Source organism: Niveispirillum sp. SYP-B3756 (assembly GCF_009495745.1).
Classification (GTDB): domain Bacteria; phylum Pseudomonadota; class Alphaproteobacteria; order Azospirillales; family Azospirillaceae; genus Niveispirillum.
Window position 1 is genome coordinate 80910 of sequence record NZ_WIDQ01000014.1, and the last position, 21744, is coordinate 102653.

Genomic DNA, 21744 nt, shown 5'->3' on the forward strand with positions numbered 1-21744 from the left:
TCATGGGTACCCTGTCGGCAAAGGGCAATGGCCTTGCCCGCCGCTTTCTTCACGGGACGTAAATATCTGGTCATGCCATTCGATCTTTACCTGGGTATCGACTGGACGGGGGCACAGCCGGCCCGTTCGGTTGCCATGGCCGCCTGTGATGCCGCCGGGCTGGTCCGCCCCGTCCAGCCGCAGGGCCGGTTCTGGGAACGGCTGGAGGTGGCGCACTGGATCGCCGATCAGGCGGCGGGGGGAAAGCGCATCCTGGCCGGGTTCGATTTCGCCTTTGCCATGCCCTGGGTGACGGGCCAGGGCTATCTGGATGGGCGGGTGCCGGATGTCGCTGACATGCCGGCCCTGTGGGATCTGGTGGAGGAAGCGTCGGCGGGCGGGGCCGATGCCTTTGCCGGTGCCGCCGTGCTGGACCCGCGCCTGTTCCCCAGTTTCTGGATCAGCGGGCCGACGCCGGCCCATTGGGGTGATGGGTCCACCAAGCGCCGGCGTGTGGAGATGGTGGCGGCCGACACCGGTGCTGGCACGCCGGTTTCGGTGTTCAAGCTGGCGGCGGCAGCCAAGCAGGTGGGCAAGGCATCGCTGGCTGGGATGCGCACGCTGCGCCATCTGCGGGCCCTGATGGGCGATGGGCTTTGTGTCTGGCCGCTGGACATGCCGGGGTCGGGGCAGAGTGTGGTGATGGAGATTTATCCCACCCTGTTCCGCAAACAGGCGCTGGGCGGTAATCGCAAGGTGGTGGAGCGGAAGGTTCTGGAGCCGGGCCTTGCTTTCTATGGCTGCCATGCCGATGCGTCGCTGCCGGATCGGTTTGACGATCACATTGGTGATGCCATGATCAGCGCCGCCGGGCTGCGCCATCTCTCCCGCCTGCCGTCCGCCTGGGCGCCGGCTGGGATGGATGCGGAAAATGCCCGGCGTGAAGGTTGGATTTTTGGGGTCGGCGCATGAAGATGGTCCTCTATGTCGCATTCGGTGGTGCGCTCGGCTCCGTGGCGCGCTATCTCACCGCCCAGGGTATGGGGCGATGGCTGGGGGCGGATTTTCCCTGGGCGACGCTGACGGTGAATATCGTCGGTTCCACCATTATGGGTTTGCTGGTTGGTATGATGGCGCATTTCTGGTCGCCGCCGCCCGAACTGCGGGCTTTTCTGACGGTGGGCATCCTGGGTGGCTTTACCACCTTTTCCACCTTCTCGCTGGATGTGGCGACGCTGTTGGAACGGGGTGATCTGGGCGGGGCCGCCTTCTATCTGCTGGCCTCTTTGATTGTGGCGATCGGCGGCCTGTTCGCCGGTCTTTATCTAGTACGGATGGTGACGGCATGAGCGATGCCGATGAAGCACGCGGCCCCGCCAAGGTGGTCGAAACAAGGCTGGTGACGGAGGACGAGGCGGATATCCGCCTCGACCGCTGGTTCAAGCGGCATTACCCCCAGATCGGCCATGGCGCGCTGCAAAAGCTGTTGCGCACGGGACAGGTGCGGGTGGATGGCAAGCGGGCGGATGCCAATACAAGGCTTGCCCCCGGCCAGAGCTTGCGCATTCCGCCGCTGCCCGATGCGCCGGTGGTGGAGGAGGGGACACCGGAAGAGGCAGTGACCCGCCAACCCGCCTTCAGCGAAAAGGAAATCGCCGCCCTGCGTGGCCGGGTGCTTTTCCGTGATGCCGACGTCATCGTGCTGGACAAGGTCGCCGGTCTGGCGGTGCAGGGGGGGACGGGCCAGACCAAGCATCTGGACGCCATGCTGGACCTGCTGAAATTCGATGCCAAGGAACGGCCTAAGCTGGTCCACCGGCTGGACAAGGATACCAGCGGCTGTCTGGTGCTGGCCCGCAACGCCTTTGCCGCGACCCGGCTGGCGGAGAGTTTCCGCAGCCGTGATGCCCGCAAGATCTATTGGGCCATCACCGTGGGCGTGCCCGACCCGCACCAGGGCCGCATCGACCTGTCGCTGTCCAAGGAACCGGGGGCCGGTGGCGAGCGCATGATGGTCGATCCCAAGAACGGCCAGCGGGCGCAGACCTATTACACCGTGCTGGAACATGCCCACCGCAAGGCGGCCTTTGTGGCGCTGTGGCCGCGCACCGGTCGTACCCACCAGTTGCGCGTGCATATGAACGCCATCGGCACGCCCTTGCTGGGCGATGGCAAATATGCCGGCCAGGGGGCCTTTCTGGAAGGCAGCGCCAATGTGAAGCGCCAGCTTCACCTGCACGCCCGCCGTATCATCATCCCGCATCCGCGTGGCGGCATGATCGATGTGACGGCACCTCTACCAGAGCATATGCGTCCGGCCTGGGATTATTTCGGCTTCAGTGCCAACCTGAAGGAAGACCCGTTCGCCGCACTGGACTGACCGACAAGATGTTGAAACTTGCCCTTTTTGATTGTGACGGTACGCTGGTTGACAGCCAGCACGCCATCGTTGCCGCCATGGCGGCGGGGTTCCAGGCCGTCGGCCTGACCCCGCCGCCCTCCCTGGCCACCCGCCGCGTGGTCGGTCTGCCGCTGGTGGATGCGGTGGCGCGGCTGGCGCCCGATGGGTCGGATGCCAGCCTGCATCAGACGATTGCCGAGGCCTATAAGCAGGCCTTTTATCGCAATCGTCTGGCCGGCACCCATCCGGAGCCGTTGTTCGATGGGCTGCTGGAGGCGCTGGACCGGCTGGAGGCGGCGGGCTTCCTGCTGGGCATCGCCACCGGCAAGAGCCGACGGGGCCTGGATGCCACGCTGACCCATCACAATCTGGCCCATCGCTTCGTCACGCTGCAGACCAGCGACCGGGTAAACGGCAAGCCCCATCCGGACATGGTGTATGAGGCGCTGGCCGAAAGCGGGGCCGATGCGGCGGGAACGGTGGTGATCGGCGATACCACGTTCGACATCATGATGGCACGCAATGCCCGCGTGGCCTCGGTCGGGGTGGCCTGGGGCTATCACGACCTGTCGGAACTGCGGGCGGCCGGGGCTGACCGGCTGGTGGATGATTATGCCCAGGTGCCCGATGCCCTGGCCGATATTCTGGCAAACAAGGTGCCGCAATGAAGCGTTTTTACAAGCAGGTGACGGTGCAGGCGTTGGAAGGCGGCTGGGGCATCGCCCTGGATGGCCGCCCGGTGCGCACGCCTGCCAAATACCTGCTGACCCTTCCCACACAGGCCCTGGCGGAGGCGATTGCCAATGAATGGCAGGGCCAGGGGGAAGAGGTGAAGCCGCAGACCATGCCGCTGACCCAGTTGGCCAGCACCTGCATTGACGGGGTGGTGGGCCGGATGCCGGACGTGGCGGTGGCATCGGCCGACTATGGCGGCTCCGAACTGCTCTGCTACCGGGCGGAGGAGCCGCCGGAACTGGTGGCCCGCCAGGCCGCACTCTGGCAACCGCTGCTGGATTGGGCGGCCTGGCGCTATGATGCGCATCTGCGGCTGGCCAGCGGCATTATCCACGTTGCACAGCCGCCCCAGGCGCTGAACGCCCTGCGCACGGGGATCGATGCGCTGGACGCCTGGCGGCTGACGGCGCTGCAGAATGTCATCGGCATTACCGGATCGCTGGTGTTATCGCTGGCCTTTGTCGATGGCAGGCTGACGCCAGAAGAGACATTCGATCTGGCCCAACTGGACGAGAATTTTCAGATCGAGAAATGGGGCGAGGATTGGGAGGCGGCCGATCGCCGTGCCAACCAGCGTGCCGATCTGGCGGTGACCAAGCGCTTCCTGGACATGCTGCCGCATGAGCGCTGACAGGGGAGGGTTCCAGTCAGCGCATCCTTATAATACTCAAGACCGCGTGGGGAAATTTTCAGGCCTTCCGCATATATTTTAGGCGTAATACACTTGCGATGAAATGCTGTCGCAAAATTGATGAAAAACAATGGCGGTTGGAATGGGTGGAAAGTTTGGTTTCAAAACGGTTAACTCGCCAAATTTCATTTGGGGGGATGCTGCGGAGAGTTTAAGCAGGGCTTTGCTTCCGGCATCCAGCATTGGGCAGGAAAGGGCTGTGTTTCAGCAATCCCTGACGCAAGTGCTGCAGGGGGATGCTTCGGCGGCGCAGCTGGCGAACCTGGCCGGGCGGTACCGGGCATTGGGTGGCAGCATTGATCTGGCTATCCGCGCCTTTATCGGTTTTCAGGCCGACCTCGCCACCCTTCTGATTCAGCAGCATCGTTGGCACCCCGGCCGGGCCATCGGGGAGATCGCCGCATTGTCGGAACGGATCGCCCCGATTCTGACTGCGTTAATCTCACCCGAGCAGGTTCGGAATGATGAAGGGAGGACGGCTTTCGTCACCGGCCTGATGGATCGCACGGTTGACGTGGCGACCGCCATTAACGATGCCTCCATTGCCAACGCTGAAATGGTCGGTCAGTTGCGGGCGGTGGACCAAGAGGCGCAGGCCATTGCCGCGGCCACCGAAGAAACGGTCGCCGGTGTGCATGAGATCTCCGACCGTAGCCGGGATGTCGCCCGCTTGGCGGCGGAAGCGCATGAGGTGGCCCAGGTTGGCCGTCGCGCTGTAAGTGAGGCGGTGCAGGGCATGGATGCCATCGCCGCCGCTGTGGATGACAGCGCGCGCCGGGTGGCCGAACTGTCGGAAGCCTCGGATCGCATCCAAGATATTCTGGCCAGTATTGAGGCCATCGCCGCGCAGACAAATCTGCTGGCCCTCAACGCCACCATCGAAGCGGCGCGGGCGGGGGAGGCCGGCAAGGGCTTCGCCGTGGTGGCGTCGGAGGTAAAGAATCTGGCCGGGCAGACGGGCAAGGCGACGGAAGATATCCGATTGCGGTTGAGCGATCTGCGTATGGAGATGCAGGCCATTGTTTCTTCCATGCAGGCGGGCACCGATGCGGTGGCGCAGGGCCAGCAGCGTATGCATGAGGTGACGGGGCGCATTGATGATGTGACCAGCCGTGTCGATACGACGACCGAACGCATGGCGGAGATTGCCGCCATCCTGACCCAGCAGACGGCGGCGGCGCAGGAAGTGGCGCGCGGCGTGACGGGTATCGCCAGCCGCGCCAAGCAGAACAGCGCCGCCATCATGCGCAATGTCGGTGCGACCCAGGGCGTGGAAAAGCTGCTGGGCCAGCAACTGGCCGATCTGATGCAGCAGGATATTCCCAACAAGATCGTCAAGATCGCCAAGATCGACCACATCATGTGGAAGAAGCGGCTGGCCGATATGGTGGTGGGGTTGCAGTCGCTGAAAGCGGAAGAACTGTCCCGCCATGATGCCTGCCGTCTGGGCAAATGGTACTCCGGCCCGAGTTCCATGCCCTTGCGGGGCCATCCGTCCTTTGCCGCCTTGGAGATGCCGCACAAGGCGGTGCATGAACATGGCATTCGCGCGGTGGAGCTGTTCAACCAGGGTGATCAGGAAGGCGCTCTGGTTGAAATCGCCGAGCTGGAAAAGGCCTCTGCCGAGGTGGTGCGTCACCTGGATTTGTTGCAGTACGCCCCGGCGGCGATGGCTCAACAGGCCGGTTTCTGACCTGTCATGGGGCTGTTGCGGCAGGCGGCGGCGGGCGCCAGGGTTGCACCTCCGCCGCCTGTTCCTGATCCAGCTTGCCGGCGCAGATGGTGTTTTTCGCCCCCTGGGTGAAGTTTTCCGCCTCCGGTACGCGCAGGGTCACTTCTAGCAGCACCATTTCCACCAGCATGTCCCCGAACAGCTCGGGTCGGCCGCTGCGTGTATCAGCACCGAACAGGCGCTGTAAATACCAGGGCGGCCCCGACAGGCCGCCCGGTGCCCCGGCCAGCAGGTGTTCCCGCAGCAACCCATAGATTTCCTGGCATTGTTGCAGATTGCGGGCCTTGCCGGCCACGGGCAGGGAGACATAGGCCACCACCCGCCGGTCAAAGGGCCGGAACAGGGTGCCCGTCTTCACCTTGGCCGTACCATTGCGCCCCCCATCCAGGGACAAGGCCGTCACGGCCGCCTGCATATCCCGGCCCAGCCGCAGCATCCCCCATTCCAGCAGGGTGACCGGTGTTTCCGCCAGATATTGATAGAGCTGCGGATCCACGGCGGCTGGCTGCTGGGCCCAGGCGGGGCAGGGGGCCAGCGCCAGTACCAGACCCAGCGCCATCCATCGCTGCCATCCCGCCATCCGCCTTATCCTCCCGCCTGAATGCCGGAGAACAGGCTACAGCGGTCATGTGACGCTTTTGCTACGCGAATAGACGTTGCAGGAACAGCCGCAGACATTGATCGGACCAGACGCCGCCCGGCCCGTGGAACCCGACATGCCCGCCGCCGGGGCTGAGCAGCGGAGTCAGCAGCGGCAAGGCCGCCCAATCCACCGCCTGATAGGCATCACCGGGAATCCAGGGATCATCCAGCGCATGGATCAGCAGGGTGGGAACCTTGATGGCGGGCAGGAAGCGCTGGGCGGAATTTACCGCATAATATTCCGCCGCCCCAGACCAACCATTCCAGGGGCCAACCAGCCGGTTGTCGAAATCCCACAGGCTGGCCGCACGGGCGGCGGCATCCCGCCAGCGTGGTTCCACCAGATCGGCCGCCAGCGCCATTTCCGCCTTCATCTTGCCCAGCAGCCAGCGGTGATAGAAACGGTTGGCCGGGGCCATCATGTGCCGGCAGGAGGCGGCAAGGTCGATGGGGGCGGAAATGCTGGCCCCGCCCCGCACCGGCAGGGGGAAATCCGCTTCGCCCAGCAGTTTCAGCGTGGCATTGCCGCCCAGGGAATAGCCGATGATCACCACGCCATTGCTGGCAATCGCCGCCGGCAATTGTGCCAACACGGCGCTGACATCGCTGGTGCGTCCGGCGTGATAGCGCTGGCGGCAATGGCCGGCCGTGGGCCCGGCACCGCGCAGGTTCAGCCGCAGCACCGGGAAGCCATCGGCCAGCAGCATCGCCGCCGTGGCCCGCATGTAATAGCTGTCCTCGCTGCCCGTCAGCCCGTGCAGCAGCAGGCAGAGCGGCTTATCCAAGCGAGGGACCGGCTGGTTCAGCCGGCCCTGCAACCGATCGCCGCTGCCATCTTCCAACGGGAAATGCATCACATCCCCCGCCGGCAGCCGGGTGGCCGGGCGCAGTAGCGTATTGCGGATGGTTTGCAGATGCGGGCCGAGCCAGGGTGCCCGCGCCTGGAAAGGCGGGAACATCCCGGCCGGCCCGCCGCTTATCTCAGTCATGCCGGGACAGGAAATCCCGGATCACCTCGATCTGGTCCGGTGCCATCAGGGCCGGCGCATGACCGGCATCGGGAACGGTGTAGAGCTGGGCCTTGGGGCCCTCCGCCGTCATCCGCTCTGCCGTCTCCGCCAGCAGCAGGTCGGACAACGCCCCCCGGATCACCAAGGTCGGCTGGCGGATCGCCTGCCAAAGACCCCAGAGATCAACATCGCCGACGGGGGCGACCTTGAAGATGCGGGCAATGCCGGGATCATAGGCCAGCCGATAGAGGCCATCTTCCTGCCGGTCGGTGCTGTGCTGCGCCATGTGCAGCCATTGTTCGGCCGTTAACTGGCCGAATCCGGCATAATGGTCGCGGAAATATTGTTCTGCGGCGGCCAGATCAGCGAAGACCGGGTCTTGGCCGACATAATCGCCGATCCGTTGCAGCGCTGCCTTGGGTACGAAGGGGCCGATATCATTGACCACCAGCCGCCGGATCGGGCTGTTGGGCTGGCCCGCCAGCATCATGCCGATCAGCCCGCCCATGGAGGTGCCGATCCAATCGACATGCTCTACCTCCAGCCGGGCGATCAGGGCGGCCATATCGGCCAGATATTGCGGATAGCCGTAATGGTCGGGATTGGCCAGCCGGCCACTCTGCCCCCGTCCCACCACATCGGGGCAGATCACCCGCGCCTTAAGGGTATCGGCCAGATCGGCGGCCAGCCGGTCAAAATCCCGCCCATTGCGGGTCAGCCCATGGACACAGACGATGGTGCGCGGACCCGCCCCCCATTCCCGATAGGCGATCTTGTGAAAGCCGGTCGCCGAAAGCCCGAGCAGGGTTTTATCGTGGTAATAGGTCATGCGTCGCGTCTCCGGCGTCGGTTGCGTGCTCGTCAGGCGCCTGCCAAGGCGGCGTAAGCGCCACGGAAATAAAGTAAGGGGGCACCGGCTCGGCTGGCCAGCCGCAGCACCCGTCCCACCAGAATATGGTGATCGCCGCCATCATGCACGCCATGAAGCTGGCAATCCATCGCCGCCAGACCGTTTTCCAGCACGGGCGCACCGCTTTCCCATACGCTGTGCTCCACCCCCAGCCAGCGGCTGGCCTGATCGGCCACGGCGAAGCGGGTGGAAAGATCCTGATGGTCGGCATCCAGCACGGCCAGGGCAAAGCCCGGTGCGCTGAGGAAAACGGGCGCACTTTCCGCCCGCTTGTCGATGCAGAACAGCACCAGCGGCGGGTCCAGCGAGACGGAGGTGAAGGAATTGACGGTGATGCCGACCGGCTGACCCTGCGGATCGACGGTGGAGGCGATGCAGATGCCTGTGGCAAAACAGCCCATGGCGTCGCGGAAGGCGCGCTTGTCGATCGTCATCGGTGAACCCCGGTCAGGAAATTGCGATCTTTAACGGTTGCAGAGGTAAACGAGCTGTAGCGATGGCGCAATATTGCAAGCCTTCCTCTCACTTGTTCATTTTCTGTCAGGACGTTGCTTGGTAGAGTGACGCTCCTTGCCCATGAATGAACGGATCGCTGACGTGGCCGCTGGCGGCGAAGAAAAAGCACCCATCATCATCAAGAGGATCAACAAGGGTGGCGAAGGGCACCATGGCGGTGCCTGGAAGGTGGCCTATGCTGACTTCGTGACGGCGATGATGGCCTTCTTCCTGCTGCTCTGGCTGCTGAATGTGACAACGGCCGAGCAGAAGATGGGCATCGCCGATTATTTCAGCCCGGCCAGTGCATCGAAACAGACCAGCGGTGCGGGTGGCGTGTTGGGGGGCACCACGGTGACCGTCTCCGGCTCGCTGGCCAATAGCAGCAGTCCCGCCGGGCTGACCGTGCCGGTACCCACGCTGCAAGGGGCGGCCAATTCGGAAGAGCAGACGGAAGACATGCAGGAAAGCTCCAGCGGCAAGCCGACGGAGCAGGATGTCACCGGCAAGGGTGCTGGCGAAAAGGAAGGCGGCTGGACGGCGGTTGACACGGTGAACGGGCTGGCCAAGCTGGCAGCAGCTGGGGAGACCGCCAGTGCGGATAAGAACCGCGACGGCAAGGTGGATGAAAAGGAGCTGCGCGAGGCGCTGGCCAAACACGAACAGGCGCAGTTCGCCAAGGCGGAGGCGGAGCTGCGTCAGGCCATCCAGCAGATCCCGGAGCTGCGCGATCTGGCGAAAAATCTGGTGATTGAGAATACACCGGAGGGGCTGCGCATCCAGCTGATCGACCAGGAAGGCTATTCCATGTTCCCGTCGGCCAGCGCCAAGATGCTGCCGCAGACCGCCCAGCTTTTGTCCCAGGTGGCGCAGGTTGTGGCCAAGCTGCCCAATAAATTGTCAATCAGCGGCCATACGGACAGCACGCCTTTCAGCGCCGGCTCGTCCTATGGCAACTGGGAATTGTCCACCGACCGCGCCAATGCCAGCCGGCGGGCGCTGGAGGCTTTTGGTGTGGCCAGTGATCGTTTTGAATCTGTGGTGGGACGGGCCGACCGCGACCATCTGTTCAAGGATGATCCCAACTCCCCGCGCAACCGCCGCATTTCCATTGTGCTGTTGCGGGAAAACCCGGTGCGCGGGGCGGCACCGGCCGGTGGCCCGCCAGGGGCGACGGGTCAGGGGGCTGCGGGTGCTGCACCGGCCAGCTTGGCCCCAGCCGCCGACTCGGCTCCCACACACTCTGGCGTGGCCCCTGCACCCTCTGCCGTTGGCACCTCCCGCTAGGCTGGCCAAAGGGGGTTGTCACTTTCGGGACACAGCGCCACCGTGGATGGTGGTGAAATGTGTGTGGCGCATAACAGACCCCTGTTCAAACGCATCCGTTCTGATAGTCTCCTTTGTGCGAATGCGAAACGAACCCGCCATCGGCATCGCCCTCGGTGGCGGGCAGCATGGCACGAAGGGCGTGGGGGGCTCTGTTGAGCGGGTCTGGAAACGGTGTCGACCATCTGCTGTCGACTTATAATGCCAACGGCTTTTATGACGAGCTGTTCGGGAACGCGGCAAAGCCTGCCAGCCACTCGCTGTCGGTCCAGGAAAGGCTGCGACAGCTTGATTTCGACGACCTGCGACGACGGGCCTCGGATGCGGAGCGGGAGCTTTACAATCTCGGCATCACCTTCCTGGTCTACAGTGATGCCAAGGCGGTGGACCGCATCCTGCCCTTCGATGTGATCCCGCGCATCATTTCTGCCAAGGAATGGGCGCACCTGGAGGCCGGGGTGCAGCAGCGTATCGCAGCGCTGAACCTGTTCCTGCACGATGTCTATCACGACCAGAAGATATTGAAGGACGGGATCATCCCGGCCGAACTGGTGCTGGGCAATGCCAATTACCGCGAACAGATGCGCGGCATCGATCTGCCTTTCAATACCTATATCCATATCATGGGCGTGGACCTTGTCCGCGACCATGACGGCACCTTCCGCGTGCTGGAAGATAATGGGCGCGTGCCGTCGGGTGTCTCCTATGTGGTGGAAAACCGCCATATGATGCAGCGCGCCTTCCCCGACCTGATGGGGGATATTGGCCTGCGCAGCGTGGATAATTATGGCGTGAAGCTGCTGGAAGCGATGTGCGAGATTGCACCGCCCCGGCCCGAAGGGGTGGATGGCGACCCGCAGGTGGTGCTGCTCTCGCCCGGTGCCTATAACTCCGCCTATTTTGAACATATCTTCCTGGCCCGCGAAATGGGCGTGCCGCTGGTGGAAGGCCGCGACCTGATCGTAGAGAACGACAAGGTTTATATGAAGACGACCGGCGGGCTGCGTCGGGTGGATTCGATCTATCGCCGCATCGGCGATGATTTCCTGGACCCGCTGGCCTTCAACCCGGACAGTATGCTGGGTGTGCCCGGCATCTTCGAGGCCTACCGCAAGGGCAATGTGGCGCTCGCCAATGCCATCGGCACCGGTGTGGCGGATGATAAGGCCGTCTATGCCTATGTGCCGCGCATGATCAAATATTACCTGGGTGAGGATGCGATCATCCCCAATGTAGAGACGCATATCTGCCGGGAACCCGACGCCCTGAAATTTACCCTGGATAATCTGGACAAGCTGGTCGTCAAGCCGGTGGGGGAGGCGGGAGGCTATGGCATCACCATCGGCCCGCGCGCCAGCAAGGCGGAGCTGGAGGAATGCCGCGCCAAGCTGCTGGAAGACCCGGCCAATTATATCAGCCAGCCGATGGTGCCGCTTTCCGTTTGCCCGACGCTGACGGAGGACGGGATTGAGCCACGCCATGTGGATTTGCGTCCCTTCGCCATTACGGCGCGCAATACCTGGGTGCTGCCCGGCGGGTTGACGCGCGTAGCCTTGAAGAAAGGCACGCTGATCGTGAATTCCAGCCAGGGTGGCGGATCAAAGGATACTTGGGTGCTGACGGAGGGGCCGACGGAAGAGCCGGCGCTGGAGTCAGCATTGGTCGATCCGTTCCAATCCCAGTCGCAAAGCCAGTAAGGGGGATCGGGAAATGGCTGCTCTTCTCGCCCGTTATGCCGAATGCATCTTCTGGCTCGCCCGCTATATGGAGCGGGCCGAGAACCTAGCTCGCATTCTGGATGTGAATGAAACCTTTGCCCGTGACAGCTATGGCGCCACCAACTGGGTGACGATCGTGCGGCTGAACGCGGATGAAAAGCGCTTCTTTGAGCTGTACCCCACGGCCAGCGCCAAGAATGTGCTGAATTTCTACATCCTGGACCAGCAGAACCCCACCTCCATCATCGCCGCCGTCAGTTCGGCGCGGGAGAATGCGCGTCAGCTCCGCCCGCTTATCAGCACGGAAATGTGGGCCCAGATCAACGTGTTCTACAATAAGCTGCTGGCCTGGGGACCGAACGACATCGCGCCCCAGAATATCCAGCGGCAATGCGCCTTCATCAAGGAAGCCTGCCAGACCCATACGGGGATTACAGAGGGCACCTTCTTCCGCGATCAGGGCTGGTATTTCTATAATCTGGGCCGCAACCTGGAACGGGCGGACCAGACCACCCGCGTGCTGGACATCAAGTACCACACATTACTGCCCAGCCCGCGCGATGTCGGCACACCTGTTGATATCAGCCAGTGGAACAGCTTGCTGCGGTCGGCTGCCGGGTATCATGCTTTCCGGCGTGTCTATCCGCGCGGTCTCACCCCGGCGGCGGTGGCGGGCTTCCTGCTGTTCAACGATAATTTCCCGCGTTCCGTCATGGTCTGTATGCGGGAAGTGGATAGTTTGCTGAACCGCTTGAATTCCAAATACCGGCTGCGTCGTGGTACGCTGCCGCTGGAACGTTCCGATGAGCTGTTGGGCAGCTTGGCCAGCCAGACCATTGAAGCGGTGATTGCCGGCGGTCTGCATGAATATCTGGATAGGTTGCAGCTCAGCTTCTCCAGCCTGACCAGCGATATCGCCCAGGCATTCTTCCACGCGGATCAACCTGCCACCATGACGGCCTGACCGGATAATCCCCAGCAATGAGCGTCATCCCGCCCCTGCATCGGCCCCTGCAACAGTTCTTTCGGTCCGGGCCGATGCCATGTCCCTATCTGACGGGGCGGGTTGAACGCAAACTCTTCACCCGGCTGGTCGGCACGGATAATGGCGAGATCAATTCGCAATTGTCCCGTGTCGGCTTCCGGCGCAGCCATGACATTCTTTATCGGCCCGTCTGTCCGGGCTGTTCGGCCTGTGTGCCGGTGCGGGTGCCGGTGGCGGCCTTTCAGCCCGGCCGCACCATGCGGCGTATCCAGCGCGTCAATCAGGATCTGTCCTTCCGGCTTATCCCGGCGGAAGCGACGATGGAACAGTTCCGCCTGTTCGCCGCCTATCAGGATGCGCGCCATAATGACAGCGACATGAACCGCATGACCCCTGGCGATTATGCCGCCATGGTGGATGAGGGGCAGGCGGATACGATGCTGCTGGAAGCACGGGATGAGGCCGGCCGCCTGCGCGGGGCTATGCTGGTGGATCGGCTGGATGACGGCTATTCCGCTGTCTACAGCTTCTATGATCCCGATCAGCCGCGCCGCTCGCTGGGCACCCAGCTTGTGCTGGCACTGATTGAACAATCCAGCTTGCAGGGCCGGCCCTATATCTACCTGGGCTATTGGATTGAGGGCAGCCGGAAGATGGAATATAAGGCCAAGTTCCAGCCGCTGGAGGCGCTGGGCCGCGACGGCTGGGCCCCGCTGGTGCTGGCGCCGGCGATTGGGGGGCACGAAAGCGTGACCATCGGTCATGATTTCGTGCCGCTGGTATAATGCCAGCCCGCCTAAAGGTTGACCTTTAGGGTGCCGGCTCGTTCTCAGGGATCTCTTCCGTCGGTGTCGGGCGCAGGTCCAGCACATAGGCCAAGGTCACGCCCATCCGGCGCACGCGCAGGATTTGCTTGCCCTCTGGTGCGTTGGGGCAGGTGCCACGGGTGAAGGCGATGTAGAAATCCGCCGGTCCCTTGCCGTCCGGCGGGGCCACCCAGCGCGGCGGCAGGAAATAGAGGGCCGATTCCGGCGGGCCACAAACCCGGATACGATAAGGATGGGCCAGCGCCCAGGCACCTTCCCGCGCCACCAGATGGTCGCGCAGCCGGCTGGCCGCCTCTGACAGTGCGGTGCCGCCGACATCCAGCTCGAATCGGCCTTCCGCCCCCGTCACCCCGCCGGCAAGCGCATTGTACCAGATGGCTTCATAGGGATGCAGACGGCCAATATTAACCACTTGCCAGACCAGCCAGAGGCCCATGATACCCACCACCACACGGGTTTCCCGCAGGGGGCGTGCCGCCAGCAGCCCCGCCAGCCCGTCAAGCCCCAGCCCGGCCAGGGCATAGAGCGGTGGCATCAGGAACAGCAGGTGCCGGATGCCATCATAAAGCACGGCGTGGCTGACGATTACGGCAGCCAGCGGCAACAGAACCATGCTGGTCAGCGCCAACCAGTTGGGTGTCAGTGCTGCCCAACCCTGCCGCCGCAGGGTGAGAATGCCGGCGATACAGGCCCCCAGCAGACCGAGTAGCGCCGGTTCCGGCAGCTTCACCGCGAAGGCGACAGGCACATACCAAAGCGGCAGGGCCGTGGTTTCCACCTGCTGCCCGGCGAAGGGGAAGTGGAAGCTGAGCGGGAAATGAGAAAAGGCAGCCAAGGCCTCCAGCGGGCGCAGCCATCCCGTCTGCGCCCAGGGCCAGAAGGCCACCATCATAACCCAGGAGAGCAGCAGTGAGGCCGCCAGTGGCCCCGCCAGGCGCGCCATCAGCCGGACGGCGCTGGCAGGGCCGTCGCGCAGTGCCTGGCGCAACACCATAACCCCAAGCCCGATCAGCAATGGCGCCAGCAGAATCACCCCGCCCACGCGGATGCCCAGGGCACAGCCCAGCGTCACGCCATGCAGCAGCCAGGGACCGCGTCCCGGTTGCCCCTGCAACAGACGGATTTGCGCCACGGCCACCCAGGCGGCGGCCGTGGCGAAAGGGATATCCTTGGGATTGGGGAAGGACTGGCCGATCCATTCCGGCGTCAGCAGCAGCAACAGCACGGCCAGCGCCCCCGCGCGCGGCCCCCCCAGATCACGGGCCAGCAGACGGACCCCCGCCAGCCCCAGCACGCCAACCAGCCCGCCCAGCAGGCGGCGGGTCTCATACCCGTCAAAGGGCAGGACCAGACTGACCGTGGCACAGATCGTGTCGTAAAGCGCGCCATAGAGATAAAGGTTCTGAAAGGCGAGGACCGAGCGATCCGCCCCCAGCGACCGATACCAGTTCAGTGCCCGCCAGCCATTTTCCACATGCAGCGGTTCATCCCAGCTGATGCCGAACTGTTTGAAGCTGGCGGCCACGAACAGCAGGGCGGCCATCAGCCCCAACTGCGCCAATCCGTCCCAGAAACGGTCCTGTGGGGAGGGGATCTGCATAATGGGGGTCAGTTGGCACCGCTGCGACGTTCGGTCATGGCGGCAGGGCGTTCCTGACGCTGTTCATCGGGGGAGAAGCCGGCACTGTCGGACAGCACATAGAGCGGTCGCCGTTTCACCTCGCTGAAGACCCGGCCCAGATAGTCCCCCAGAACACCCAGACAGATCAGCTGTACGCCGCCCAGGAACAAGGTCGCTACCATCAAGGAGGCATAGCCCGGCACATCCACGCCATAGAGCAGGGTCATCACCAGGATGAACGCCCCATAGAATACAGCCACGGCCGCGACCAGCAGGCCCAGCCAGGACCAGACACGCAAGGGCAGGGTGGAGAAGGAGACGATGCCATCCAGCGCGAAGCGAAACAGCTTCAGTTTGCTGAAGGTGGATGTCCCGGCATGGCGGGCGGCGGTTTCAAAGGGCACGGCCACCTGACGGAAGCCAACCCAGCTGTAGAGCCCCTTCATAAAGCGGGTGCGCTCATCCATCTGGTTCAGCGTTTCCACCACGATCCGGTCCATCAGGCGGAAATCGCCGGCATCCCGGGGCAGGGGCACTTCCGACATGCTGTCGAGCAGACGGTAGAAGCAGCGCGTCAACCAGCGTCGCAGTGGCGGATCGGTATCCCGGCTCTGCCGGACGCCATAGACAACCTGCGCACCCGCCTGCCATTGGGCATAGAATTGTTCGATCAGTTCTGGCGGGTGCTGCAGGTCGCTGTCCATCAGCACCACGGCCCGGCCATGAGCATGGCGTAACCCCGCCGTCATCGCCATTTCCTTGCCGAAGTTGCGGCTGAAGCGCAGCAGACGGATGCGCGGGTTTATTTGCCGGGCCAGCAGCAGCTGGGACCAGCTGTCGTCACGCGACCCATCATCCACACAGATAACTTCGTAAGGCACGCCCAGCTTTTCCAGCGTCGGGATCAACCGCGCGAAAAGAGGCTGCACATTCTCCGCCTCGTTATGCATCGGCAGCACGACAGAAAGCACCGGTGCTTCCGTCTGTGGCCGCAGCGTAAGGGGCCGGGATGCATCATGCGGGGGCGGGTACATGCAGCAGTTCCTTAAAAGCCGGATATGCCTTCCGGTAAGCAGGGTTATTGGCTGTCCGATGCGGGCTTGCAAGGAAAGTTTGGCCGTAACATTGCGCATTACGCCTTTGTAATTTTGCCACTGCCCTGGTTCCCCTTGCCTGACTTTCACCAGCCTAATGCCATACCGGTGAAGGACCGGTTACCAACCAACCGGACAGGCGGTGCTGGTACGCTGCCGACAAGACATAGGCCCGGCTATGCTTCTCCCTATTACTAATGGATCATCCTTAAGAAAATCCTAATTTGAGATTATTGGTCACAATCATGACAATAATGGCAGCAATAGTCTGTGTCAGGTGCAGATTGTATGAGGAGGGGCATCGGCAGGAGATTTATTTGATATTGCGGATGTCTGGTCATATCCCAATCAGTCCCTATGGCTGATCGGTCGATACGACGAAGGATTGGCAGTGTCTTACCATTTCATCCCTCGCCACCCTGCCTATTCTCTTTATACTTTGCTGACGTATCCACGAGATATCAAAGGGAGAAACAGAGATGTCTCGCCAGATCGAAGCGACACAGGCCAATAACCCGGTTACCCACGGTCTTCTCAGCCCGGCAGATGTTGATGTCGTGCGGCCGGAACGCACGGAGGCCGAAAAGGCGACCCTGATCGCGCAGATCGAACAGGAAATTCCCCGCCTGCGGCGCTTTGCCCGTGGCATGGTGCGGGATGCCGCCATGGCAGATGACCTTGTCCAGGAATGTCTGGAACGGGCACTGACCCGACTGCATCTTTGGCAGCAGGGGACAAATCTGCGGGCCTGGCTGTTCACCATTCTGCGCAACCTGCATATCAACGGGGTGCGCCGTAAACAGACTTTTGTGGATATTGATGGGGAGGCACAGGCGGGCCTGGGCAGCGCCCATGGCTCCCAGGTTTCCCGTCTGGAATTGCGCGACCTGAAGCGCGCCCTGACAATGCTGCCCAAGGAGCAGCGGGAAGTGGTGCTGCTGATCGGACTGGAAGGCATGTCCTATGCTGATGCGGCCAATATCGTGAAAGTATCGATCGGGACGGTGAAGTCTCGCCTGTCGCGTGGTCGCCGTGCCCTGCGCTGCCTGATGGAGGGCGGTTTGCCGGACGATGGTGACGAGGTGCGCGGCGTGGCCTGATGTTTCTCCTCCGGTGGGGCGTAGGCCCGCCAGCCTGGAGGTGGCCTTTTCCACAAAGGCCACCTCTTTTTTCCCGGCATTACCGCCCGAAAATGAAACAGGCGCCGGCCAACCAGCCGGCGCCTGTTTCATTTTTGCCCGTAAAAGCGCGTTCGGTCAGCGTCGCCGCATGGCGCCCATGATCAGCGACACAATGAAGATCACCAGGAAGATGAAGAAAAGCACTTGGGCAATACCAGCCGACGCCGACGCGATACCGCCGAAACCCAACACACCTGCGACCAGGGCAACAATAAAGAAAATCAGAGCCCAATACAGCATCTGTCCCTCCCGATAGTGTGAAGCGCGGGCGGAGCTGACCGCGCTATCCTATGGGCAACAGAGCAGATACGATGATGTTCCCGAAACCAACCGGGTCAGGATTTACGGGGCCGGCCCACGCGTCCCGGCATCTTCTTCGCCGGTACCGGGGTGGCGGTGACCGGTTGTGTACAACGTGTCAACCCCCGGAAAGCCTGCTGGATAACGCCGGGCAGCGCATCCGCCGGCACCGTATGGGTGCGGGCGTAGGAAATGGCGATCTTGGCAGCCAGAGCATAAAGGGCTGGTGAGGAAACGTCACTCATCACCATCTCTCCACAATAACAGGTTCCCTTAATGTCAACCGCCTGCCTGGCAATGTCCATCAATCCTGCAAGGGGATATTGCTGAAATTCGACCTATGACATTCGTTGGTACAAAGGCGGAAAGCGGAACCACTGCATCCGGAGGCGTGTTTTCAGGGCTGTAAAGGCGAAGACGCCGGCCATGAAGGAGGATTACCGTCATGAAGACCAGTTACGCCCTGTTGACCGCCGGTCTGCTGCTGGGCACCAACCTGGGGGGCACCGCCCTGGCCCAGTCCAGCATGGGGACGGATGGCACCGCCGGGGTGACCAGCCCCAGTACCGGCGTTGGCCCGGAGGTGCCCCCGACACCGCTGCCTTCCACCGATTCCATGGCGACTCCTGCTCCGGATACAGCCGCCACCGGCAACCAGATGTCAGCGGACGGCATGTCCGCGCAGCAGGGGCCGCGCGTGTTGGCGGAGATTGATCCGGACAGTATTTCGGGCAGCGGCCGGCAGAAGAATGCCCAGCTGACAACCCAGTTACTGAACCGGTTCAACACGCTGGGCTTTGCTGAGGTGAAGGAATTCACCCGCGATTCCGGCGTCTATAAGACCGAGGCCAAGACCAGCGAAGGTCAATGGGTAACGGTGATGATCAATCCGGAGGAAGGGACGATCACGCAGCAATAAGAAAGCGTCACCCCGCAAAAAGGCCGCCACCCGCAGGGGAGGCGGCCTTTTCATCAGGGTAGGCGAACAGTCGGCCCGATCAGAACTGATCTTCTGACAGCGCCATCACGCTGCGATGCCCAGCCAGGATCGGCTGTAACAGGCCGGCGGTGGTGGGCAGGATCTGGTCGGCATAGAAACGGCCGGTGATCATCTTGGCATCCAGGAAGGCGGCGTCGGCACCCGGCTGCATCAACTGTTCCTGGGCCGCCAGCATTGCCTTGGCGGTCAGGAAACCGCCGATGGTGACACCGAACAGGCGCAGATAATTGACGGCGCCCGACGCAACGGCCGTCGGATCGGCCTTGCCGGTTTCCACCACCCAGGCGGTCGCCTGTTCCAGCGCCTGAATGGCGGCCGACAGGTTGGCGCCCATGGTGGCCAGATCGTCGCCGGCCCCGCCGCTGGCGGCCGCCGCCATCGCCTTCATCTCCGCAATCAATTCCTGTGCGGCGGCCCCGCCATCGCGCAGCACCTTGCGGAAGACCAGATCATTGGCCTGGATGCCATTGGTGCCTTCATAGATGGGGGCGATGCGGGCATCACGATAATGCTGGGCCGCCCCCGTCTCTTCAATGAAGCCCATGCCGCCATGGATTTGCACGCCCAGGCTGGTCAGTTCCACGCCCAGATCGGTGGACCAGGCCTTGGTGATCGGGGTCAGCAGGTCGTTCAGGGCGGCTGCCTTGCGACGCGCATCGGCATCATCGTGACGATGCGCATTATCCAGGGCGGCGGCCGTGTAATAGACCAGGGCCCGGGCCGCCTCGATCTGCGATTTCATCGCCAGCAGCATCCGGCGCACATCCGGATGCTTGATGATGGCCACCGGGTTGGGGTCTTTGCCGGTCAGCGCCCGGCTCTGGATACGGCCCTTGGCATAGTCCAGGGCCTGCTGATAGGCGCGTTCGGCAATGGCGACACCCTGAAGCCCAACACCCAGACGGGCATTGTTCATCATGGTGAACATATATTCGATGCCGCGATTTTCCTCGCCCACCAGATAGCCGATGGCCCCGCCATGATCGCCGTAGGCCATCACGGCGGTGGGGCTGGCATGGATGCCCATCTTATGTTCCAGCCCGGCACAGCGCAGATCATTGCGCGCCCCCAGCGAGCCATCCTCATTCACCAGGAATTTCGGCACCACAAACAGGCTGATCCCTTTGACGCCGGCGGGGGCGGTGGGGGTGCGGGCCAGCACCAGATGCACGATATTCTCGGTGAAATCATGCTCACCATAGGTGATGAAAATCTTCTGGCCAGTGATCAGCCAGGTGCCATCCTCGCCCGGCACCGCCTTGGTGCGCACAGCACCGACATCGGAACCAGCCTGCGGTTCCGTCAGGTTCATGGTGCCGGCCCATTCACCGCTGATCAGCTTCTCCAGATAGGTCTGCTTCTGCTCTACCGAGCCATGGGCCTGCAGCAACTCCACCGCCCCCTGGTTCAGCATGGGGCAGAGGGCAAAGGACATGTTGGCCGAGGTCCACATTTCCTGGATCGGCAGGGCCAGCGTCCAGGGCAGGCCCTGGCCGCCAAATGCCGGGTCGAACGGCACGGCGTTCCAGCCGCCATCGACATATTTCCAGTAAGCATCCTTGAAGCCGGTGGCGGTGCGCACCGCGCCATTTTCCAGCGTGGCGCCTTCCTGGTCACCCACCCAGTTCAGGGGCGCCAATACATCGCGCGCCAGCTTGCCCGCCTCCTCCAGCACGGTATCGGCAAGGTCAGGCGTCACCTCTTCGAAACCGGGCAGGCTGGCCACCTGGGGCAGGCCGACAACATGGTTGAGGGTGAAACGCATATCCCGGATCGGGGCGTTGTAAGCGGTCATCAGGCCTGTTCCTTCCCAGCGCATTGGCATTGGCGGCGGTTCCAGCGTCCGTCCGCCGCCACAACATGGCGCGAACTTCCCAGCCCGGCAAGCCTTGCCGTGTGGAAATCAATGAGGCTCCTGATTATGGGCCTATGTTTTTCGGTAAAACAGGCCAAAATTCTTATAAAAATGGGACGGATTGCCCGTTTTGTGAGGGCGTTGCGGACTTACGCAACGGAATGATGTGATTAAAAGTCTATCACCATGCTTGGCACGCTGATTGCTTAAGGAGGGGCAGACCTATTTTTGGGAGATTGGCCGTGACCGCCTTCTTCAATGCCCTGAACCGCAGCAACGCCACCGAATCTCTCGGTGCGACGCGTAACGCCCCGGCCCAGGTGATCAAGGCGGTGCAGCAGGCCAGTAACGCCACGGGTGTGGATTTCTCCTACCTGATGGACAAGGCCAATGTGGAGAGCGGATACCGAACCGACGTGAAGGCCAAGACCAGCAGCGCCACCGGCCTGTTCCAGTTCACCGAGGGCACCTGGCTCAACATGGTGCAGCAGCATGGCGCCGAACATGGTTTGGGCAAATATGCCAGCCAGATCACCACCGGGGCCAATGGCAAGGCGCAGGTATCCGACCCGGCCATGCGCAAGGAAATCCTGAACCTGCGCAAGGACCCGCGCTATTCCGCCCTTTTCGCAGCTGAACTGGCCAGTGATAACAAGGAGCATCTGGAAGGGAAGCTGGGCCATTCGGTCGGCAAGACCGAAATGTATATGGCCCATTTCCTGGGCGCCGGGGGTGCCACCAAATTCCTGAAGGCGATGGAGAAGAACCCCAACCAGATCGCTGCCAACCTGCTGCCGGATGCCGCCAAGGCCAATCTCAATGTCTTTTATGATGGCACCCGACCGCTGACCGTGGGCCAGATTTTCGATCGCTTCTCCGCCAAGTTCGACGATGCCCCGGCACAATTTGCCGACAGTTCCAACCTGGGCACCCAGCAGGCGATGGACGAAAGTGCCCAGCCCTGGCTGACCGGCTATCGCTCCGGCGCATCGGCGCGGGAGCCGATTTCGACCTTCACCATCATGATGCTGGATAGTTTGGCCCCGCCCAGTGCTGATGAGGAGGAGAAGAAGCGGGCCACCGGTGGCGGCACCCGGGGTGAGAAGCAGGAAAAAGAACAGGGCCCCGTCGGTGCCGCATCCGGCCAGAGCGCCACCCCGTCCGTGATCCCGGGCATGTTGGCGGCTTAAGTTTTTATATTCTTGTACAGTCTGGTAATTTTGTCCCCGATACAGCAATCTC

The 21744-nt window shown here is 62.7% G+C and carries 22 protein-coding genes; 13 read left to right on the top strand and 9 right to left on the bottom strand.

The genetic code is table 11. The features are described from left to right. Positions 1 to 27 precede the first annotated feature (27 nt). The 6 genes from GE253_RS20435 to GE253_RS20460 all read left to right on the top strand — a co-directional run bounded on the left by GE253_RS20435 (position 28) and on the right by GE253_RS20460 (position 5499). Complete coding sequence (locus tag GE253_RS20435) at positions 28 to 951, top strand: hypothetical protein (RefSeq protein ID WP_153205996.1); 924 nt, start codon at positions 28 to 30, stop codon at positions 949 to 951. Then, the gene (crcB, locus tag GE253_RS20440) at positions 948 to 1328 is read left to right on the top strand and encodes a fluoride efflux transporter CrcB (protein ID WP_153205997.1); all 381 of its coding nucleotides are present in this window, start codon (positions 948 to 950) and stop codon (positions 1326 to 1328) included. The genes GE253_RS20435 and crcB overlap by 4 nt, the downstream gene beginning before the upstream one ends. Then, the gene (locus GE253_RS20445) at positions 1325 to 2359 is read left to right on the top strand and encodes an RluA family pseudouridine synthase (RefSeq protein WP_153205998.1); all 1035 of its coding nucleotides are present in this window, start codon (positions 1325 to 1327) and stop codon (positions 2357 to 2359) included. The genes crcB and GE253_RS20445 overlap by 4 nt, the downstream gene beginning before the upstream one ends. Positions 2360 to 2367: 8 nt before the next feature. Continuing rightward, entirely contained in the window at positions 2368 to 3048 is a 681-nt protein-coding gene (locus GE253_RS20450) for an HAD-IA family hydrolase (protein ID WP_153205999.1), read from the top strand. After that, complete coding sequence (locus GE253_RS20455) at positions 3045 to 3746, top strand: ATP12 family protein (protein WP_153206000.1); 702 nt, start codon at positions 3045 to 3047, stop codon at positions 3744 to 3746. Before GE253_RS20450 ends, GE253_RS20455 begins: the two co-directional genes overlap by 4 nt. A 259-nt stretch (positions 3747 to 4005) precedes the next feature. Continuing rightward, the gene (locus GE253_RS20460; RefSeq protein WP_348770914.1) at positions 4006 to 5499 is read left to right on the top strand and encodes a methyl-accepting chemotaxis protein; all 1494 of its coding nucleotides are present in this window, start codon (positions 4006 to 4008) and stop codon (positions 5497 to 5499) included. 4 nt (positions 5500 to 5503) lie between these two features. Here the strand turns inward: GE253_RS20460 and GE253_RS20465 are convergent, their stop codons facing one another. From GE253_RS20465 to GE253_RS20480, 4 genes are all read right to left on the bottom strand, one after another. Beyond that, positions 5504 to 6118, bottom strand: a complete 615-nt coding sequence (locus GE253_RS20465) for a hypothetical protein (RefSeq protein WP_153206002.1) — start codon at positions 6116 to 6118, stop codon at positions 5504 to 5506. A 61-nt stretch (positions 6119 to 6179) separates the two neighbouring features. Then, on the bottom strand, positions 6180 to 7169 hold the full coding sequence (locus tag GE253_RS20470; protein WP_153206003.1) for an alpha/beta fold hydrolase: 990 nt from the start codon (positions 7167 to 7169) through the stop codon (positions 6180 to 6182). Further along, positions 7162 to 8019: an alpha/beta hydrolase gene (locus GE253_RS20475; RefSeq protein ID WP_153206004.1), complete on the bottom strand. Its 858-nt coding sequence runs from the start codon at positions 8017 to 8019 to the stop codon at positions 7162 to 7164. Before GE253_RS20475 ends, GE253_RS20470 begins: the two co-directional genes overlap by 8 nt. 32 nt (positions 8020 to 8051) lie before the next feature. Continuing rightward, complete coding sequence (locus GE253_RS20480) at positions 8052 to 8534, bottom strand: flavin reductase family protein (RefSeq protein ID WP_153206005.1); 483 nt, start codon at positions 8532 to 8534, stop codon at positions 8052 to 8054. 142 nt (positions 8535 to 8676) lie between these two features. On the opposite strand from GE253_RS20480, the gene GE253_RS20485 reads away from it, so the two are divergent. From GE253_RS20485 to GE253_RS20500, 4 genes are all read left to right on the top strand, one after another. Further along, positions 8677 to 9882, top strand: a complete 1206-nt coding sequence (locus GE253_RS20485; protein WP_153206006.1) for a flagellar motor protein MotB — start codon at positions 8677 to 8679, stop codon at positions 9880 to 9882. A gap of 263 nt (positions 9883 to 10145) precedes the next feature. Further along, positions 10146 to 11618, top strand: coding sequence for a circularly permuted type 2 ATP-grasp protein (locus GE253_RS20490; RefSeq protein WP_247878781.1), 1473 nt, complete (start codon positions 10146 to 10148; stop codon positions 11616 to 11618). Positions 11619 to 11631: 13 nt separating this feature from the next. Then, positions 11632 to 12603 carry an alpha-E domain-containing protein gene (locus GE253_RS20495; RefSeq protein ID WP_089287867.1) on the top strand — a complete coding sequence of 324 codons (972 nt, stop codon included), beginning with the start codon at positions 11632 to 11634 and terminating at the stop codon, positions 12601 to 12603. A gap of 17 nt (positions 12604 to 12620) precedes the next feature. After that, positions 12621 to 13409 (top strand): arginyltransferase, encoded by a 789-nt coding sequence (locus tag GE253_RS20500; protein WP_153206008.1) that lies wholly within the window; start codon positions 12621 to 12623, stop codon positions 13407 to 13409. A gap of 25 nt (positions 13410 to 13434) precedes the next feature. Here GE253_RS20500 and GE253_RS20505 read toward each other — a convergent pair whose 3' ends face one another. Both GE253_RS20505 and GE253_RS20510 read right to left on the bottom strand, forming a co-directional pair. Continuing rightward, a complete protein-coding gene (locus GE253_RS20505) occupies positions 13435 to 15051 on the bottom strand; it encodes a glycosyltransferase family 39 protein (protein WP_153206009.1) in 1617 nt (538 codons plus the stop codon). Positions 15052 to 15059: 8 nt separating this feature from the next. Continuing rightward, a complete protein-coding gene (locus GE253_RS20510) occupies positions 15060 to 16106 on the bottom strand; it encodes a glycosyltransferase family 2 protein (RefSeq protein ID WP_153206010.1) in 1047 nt (348 codons plus the stop codon). A 539-nt stretch (positions 16107 to 16645) separates the two neighbouring features. Here GE253_RS20510 and GE253_RS20515 point away from each other — a divergent pair. Then, on the top strand, positions 16646 to 17266 hold the full coding sequence (locus tag GE253_RS20515) for a sigma-70 family RNA polymerase sigma factor (protein WP_153206011.1): 621 nt from the start codon (positions 16646 to 16648) through the stop codon (positions 17264 to 17266). A 156-nt stretch (positions 17267 to 17422) separates the two neighbouring features. Here the strand turns inward: GE253_RS20515 and GE253_RS20520 are convergent, their stop codons facing one another. Further along, a complete protein-coding gene (locus GE253_RS20520; RefSeq protein WP_153206012.1) occupies positions 17423 to 17587 on the bottom strand; it encodes a DUF1328 domain-containing protein in 165 nt (54 codons plus the stop codon). 95 nt (positions 17588 to 17682) lie between these two features. Continuing rightward, positions 17683 to 17892, bottom strand: coding sequence for a hypothetical protein (locus GE253_RS20525; RefSeq protein ID WP_153206013.1), 210 nt, complete (start codon positions 17890 to 17892; stop codon positions 17683 to 17685). Between the two features lie 200 nt (positions 17893 to 18092). Between GE253_RS20525 and GE253_RS20530 the strand changes: the two genes are divergently transcribed. Continuing rightward, positions 18093 to 18566 carry a hypothetical protein gene (locus GE253_RS20530; protein ID WP_153206014.1) on the top strand — a complete coding sequence of 158 codons (474 nt, stop codon included), beginning with the start codon at positions 18093 to 18095 and terminating at the stop codon, positions 18564 to 18566. Between the two features lie 79 nt (positions 18567 to 18645). Here GE253_RS20530 and GE253_RS20535 read toward each other — a convergent pair whose 3' ends face one another. Further along, positions 18646 to 20442, bottom strand: coding sequence for an acyl-CoA dehydrogenase (locus GE253_RS20535; protein ID WP_153206015.1), 1797 nt, complete (start codon positions 20440 to 20442; stop codon positions 18646 to 18648). Positions 20443 to 20744: 302 nt separating this feature from the next. Here GE253_RS20535 and GE253_RS20540 point away from each other — a divergent pair, with 302 nt between their 5' ends. Next, positions 20745 to 21692 carry a hypothetical protein gene (locus GE253_RS20540; protein ID WP_153206016.1) on the top strand — a complete coding sequence of 316 codons (948 nt, stop codon included), beginning with the start codon at positions 20745 to 20747 and terminating at the stop codon, positions 21690 to 21692. The last annotated feature ends 52 nt before the right edge of the window (positions 21693 to 21744 follow it).

Coding starts and splice junctions, on each gene's coding strand:
- GE253_RS20435 (WP_153205996.1), top strand. CDS start 28: ATGGCCTTGCCCGCCGCTTTCTTCACGGGACGTAAATATCTGGTCATG.
- crcB (WP_153205997.1), top strand. CDS start 948: ATGAAGATGGTCCTCTATGTCGCATTCGGTGGTGCGCTCGGCTCCGTG.
- GE253_RS20445 (WP_153205998.1), top strand. CDS start 1,325: ATGAGCGATGCCGATGAAGCACGCGGCCCCGCCAAGGTGGTCGAAACA.
- GE253_RS20450 (WP_153205999.1), top strand. CDS start 2,368: ATGTTGAAACTTGCCCTTTTTGATTGTGACGGTACGCTGGTTGACAGC.
- GE253_RS20455 (WP_153206000.1), top strand. CDS start 3,045: ATGAAGCGTTTTTACAAGCAGGTGACGGTGCAGGCGTTGGAAGGCGGC.
- GE253_RS20465 (WP_153206002.1), bottom strand. CDS start 6,118: ATGGCGGGATGGCAGCGATGGATGGCGCTGGGTCTGGTACTGGCGCTG.
- GE253_RS20470 (WP_153206003.1), bottom strand. CDS start 7,169: ATGACTGAGATAAGCGGCGGGCCGGCCGGGATGTTCCCGCCTTTCCAG.
- GE253_RS20475 (WP_153206004.1), bottom strand. CDS start 8,019: ATGACCTATTACCACGATAAAACCCTGCTCGGGCTTTCGGCGACCGGC.
- GE253_RS20480 (WP_153206005.1), bottom strand. CDS start 8,534: ATGACGATCGACAAGCGCGCCTTCCGCGACGCCATGGGCTGTTTTGCC.
- GE253_RS20485 (WP_153206006.1), top strand. CDS start 8,677: ATGAATGAACGGATCGCTGACGTGGCCGCTGGCGGCGAAGAAAAAGCA.
- GE253_RS20495 (WP_089287867.1), top strand. CDS start 11,632: ATGGCTGCTCTTCTCGCCCGTTATGCCGAATGCATCTTCTGGCTCGCC.
- GE253_RS20500 (WP_153206008.1), top strand. CDS start 12,621: ATGAGCGTCATCCCGCCCCTGCATCGGCCCCTGCAACAGTTCTTTCGG.
- GE253_RS20505 (WP_153206009.1), bottom strand. CDS start 15,051: ATGCAGATCCCCTCCCCACAGGACCGTTTCTGGGACGGATTGGCGCAG.
- GE253_RS20510 (WP_153206010.1), bottom strand. CDS start 16,106: ATGTACCCGCCCCCGCATGATGCATCCCGGCCCCTTACGCTGCGGCCA.
- GE253_RS20515 (WP_153206011.1), top strand. CDS start 16,646: ATGTCTCGCCAGATCGAAGCGACACAGGCCAATAACCCGGTTACCCAC.
- GE253_RS20520 (WP_153206012.1), bottom strand. CDS start 17,587: ATGCTGTATTGGGCTCTGATTTTCTTTATTGTTGCCCTGGTCGCAGGT.
- GE253_RS20525 (WP_153206013.1), bottom strand. CDS start 17,892: ATGAGTGACGTTTCCTCACCAGCCCTTTATGCTCTGGCTGCCAAGATC.
- GE253_RS20530 (WP_153206014.1), top strand. CDS start 18,093: ATGAAGACCAGTTACGCCCTGTTGACCGCCGGTCTGCTGCTGGGCACC.
- GE253_RS20535 (WP_153206015.1), bottom strand. CDS start 20,442: ATGACCGCTTACAACGCCCCGATCCGGGATATGCGTTTCACCCTCAAC.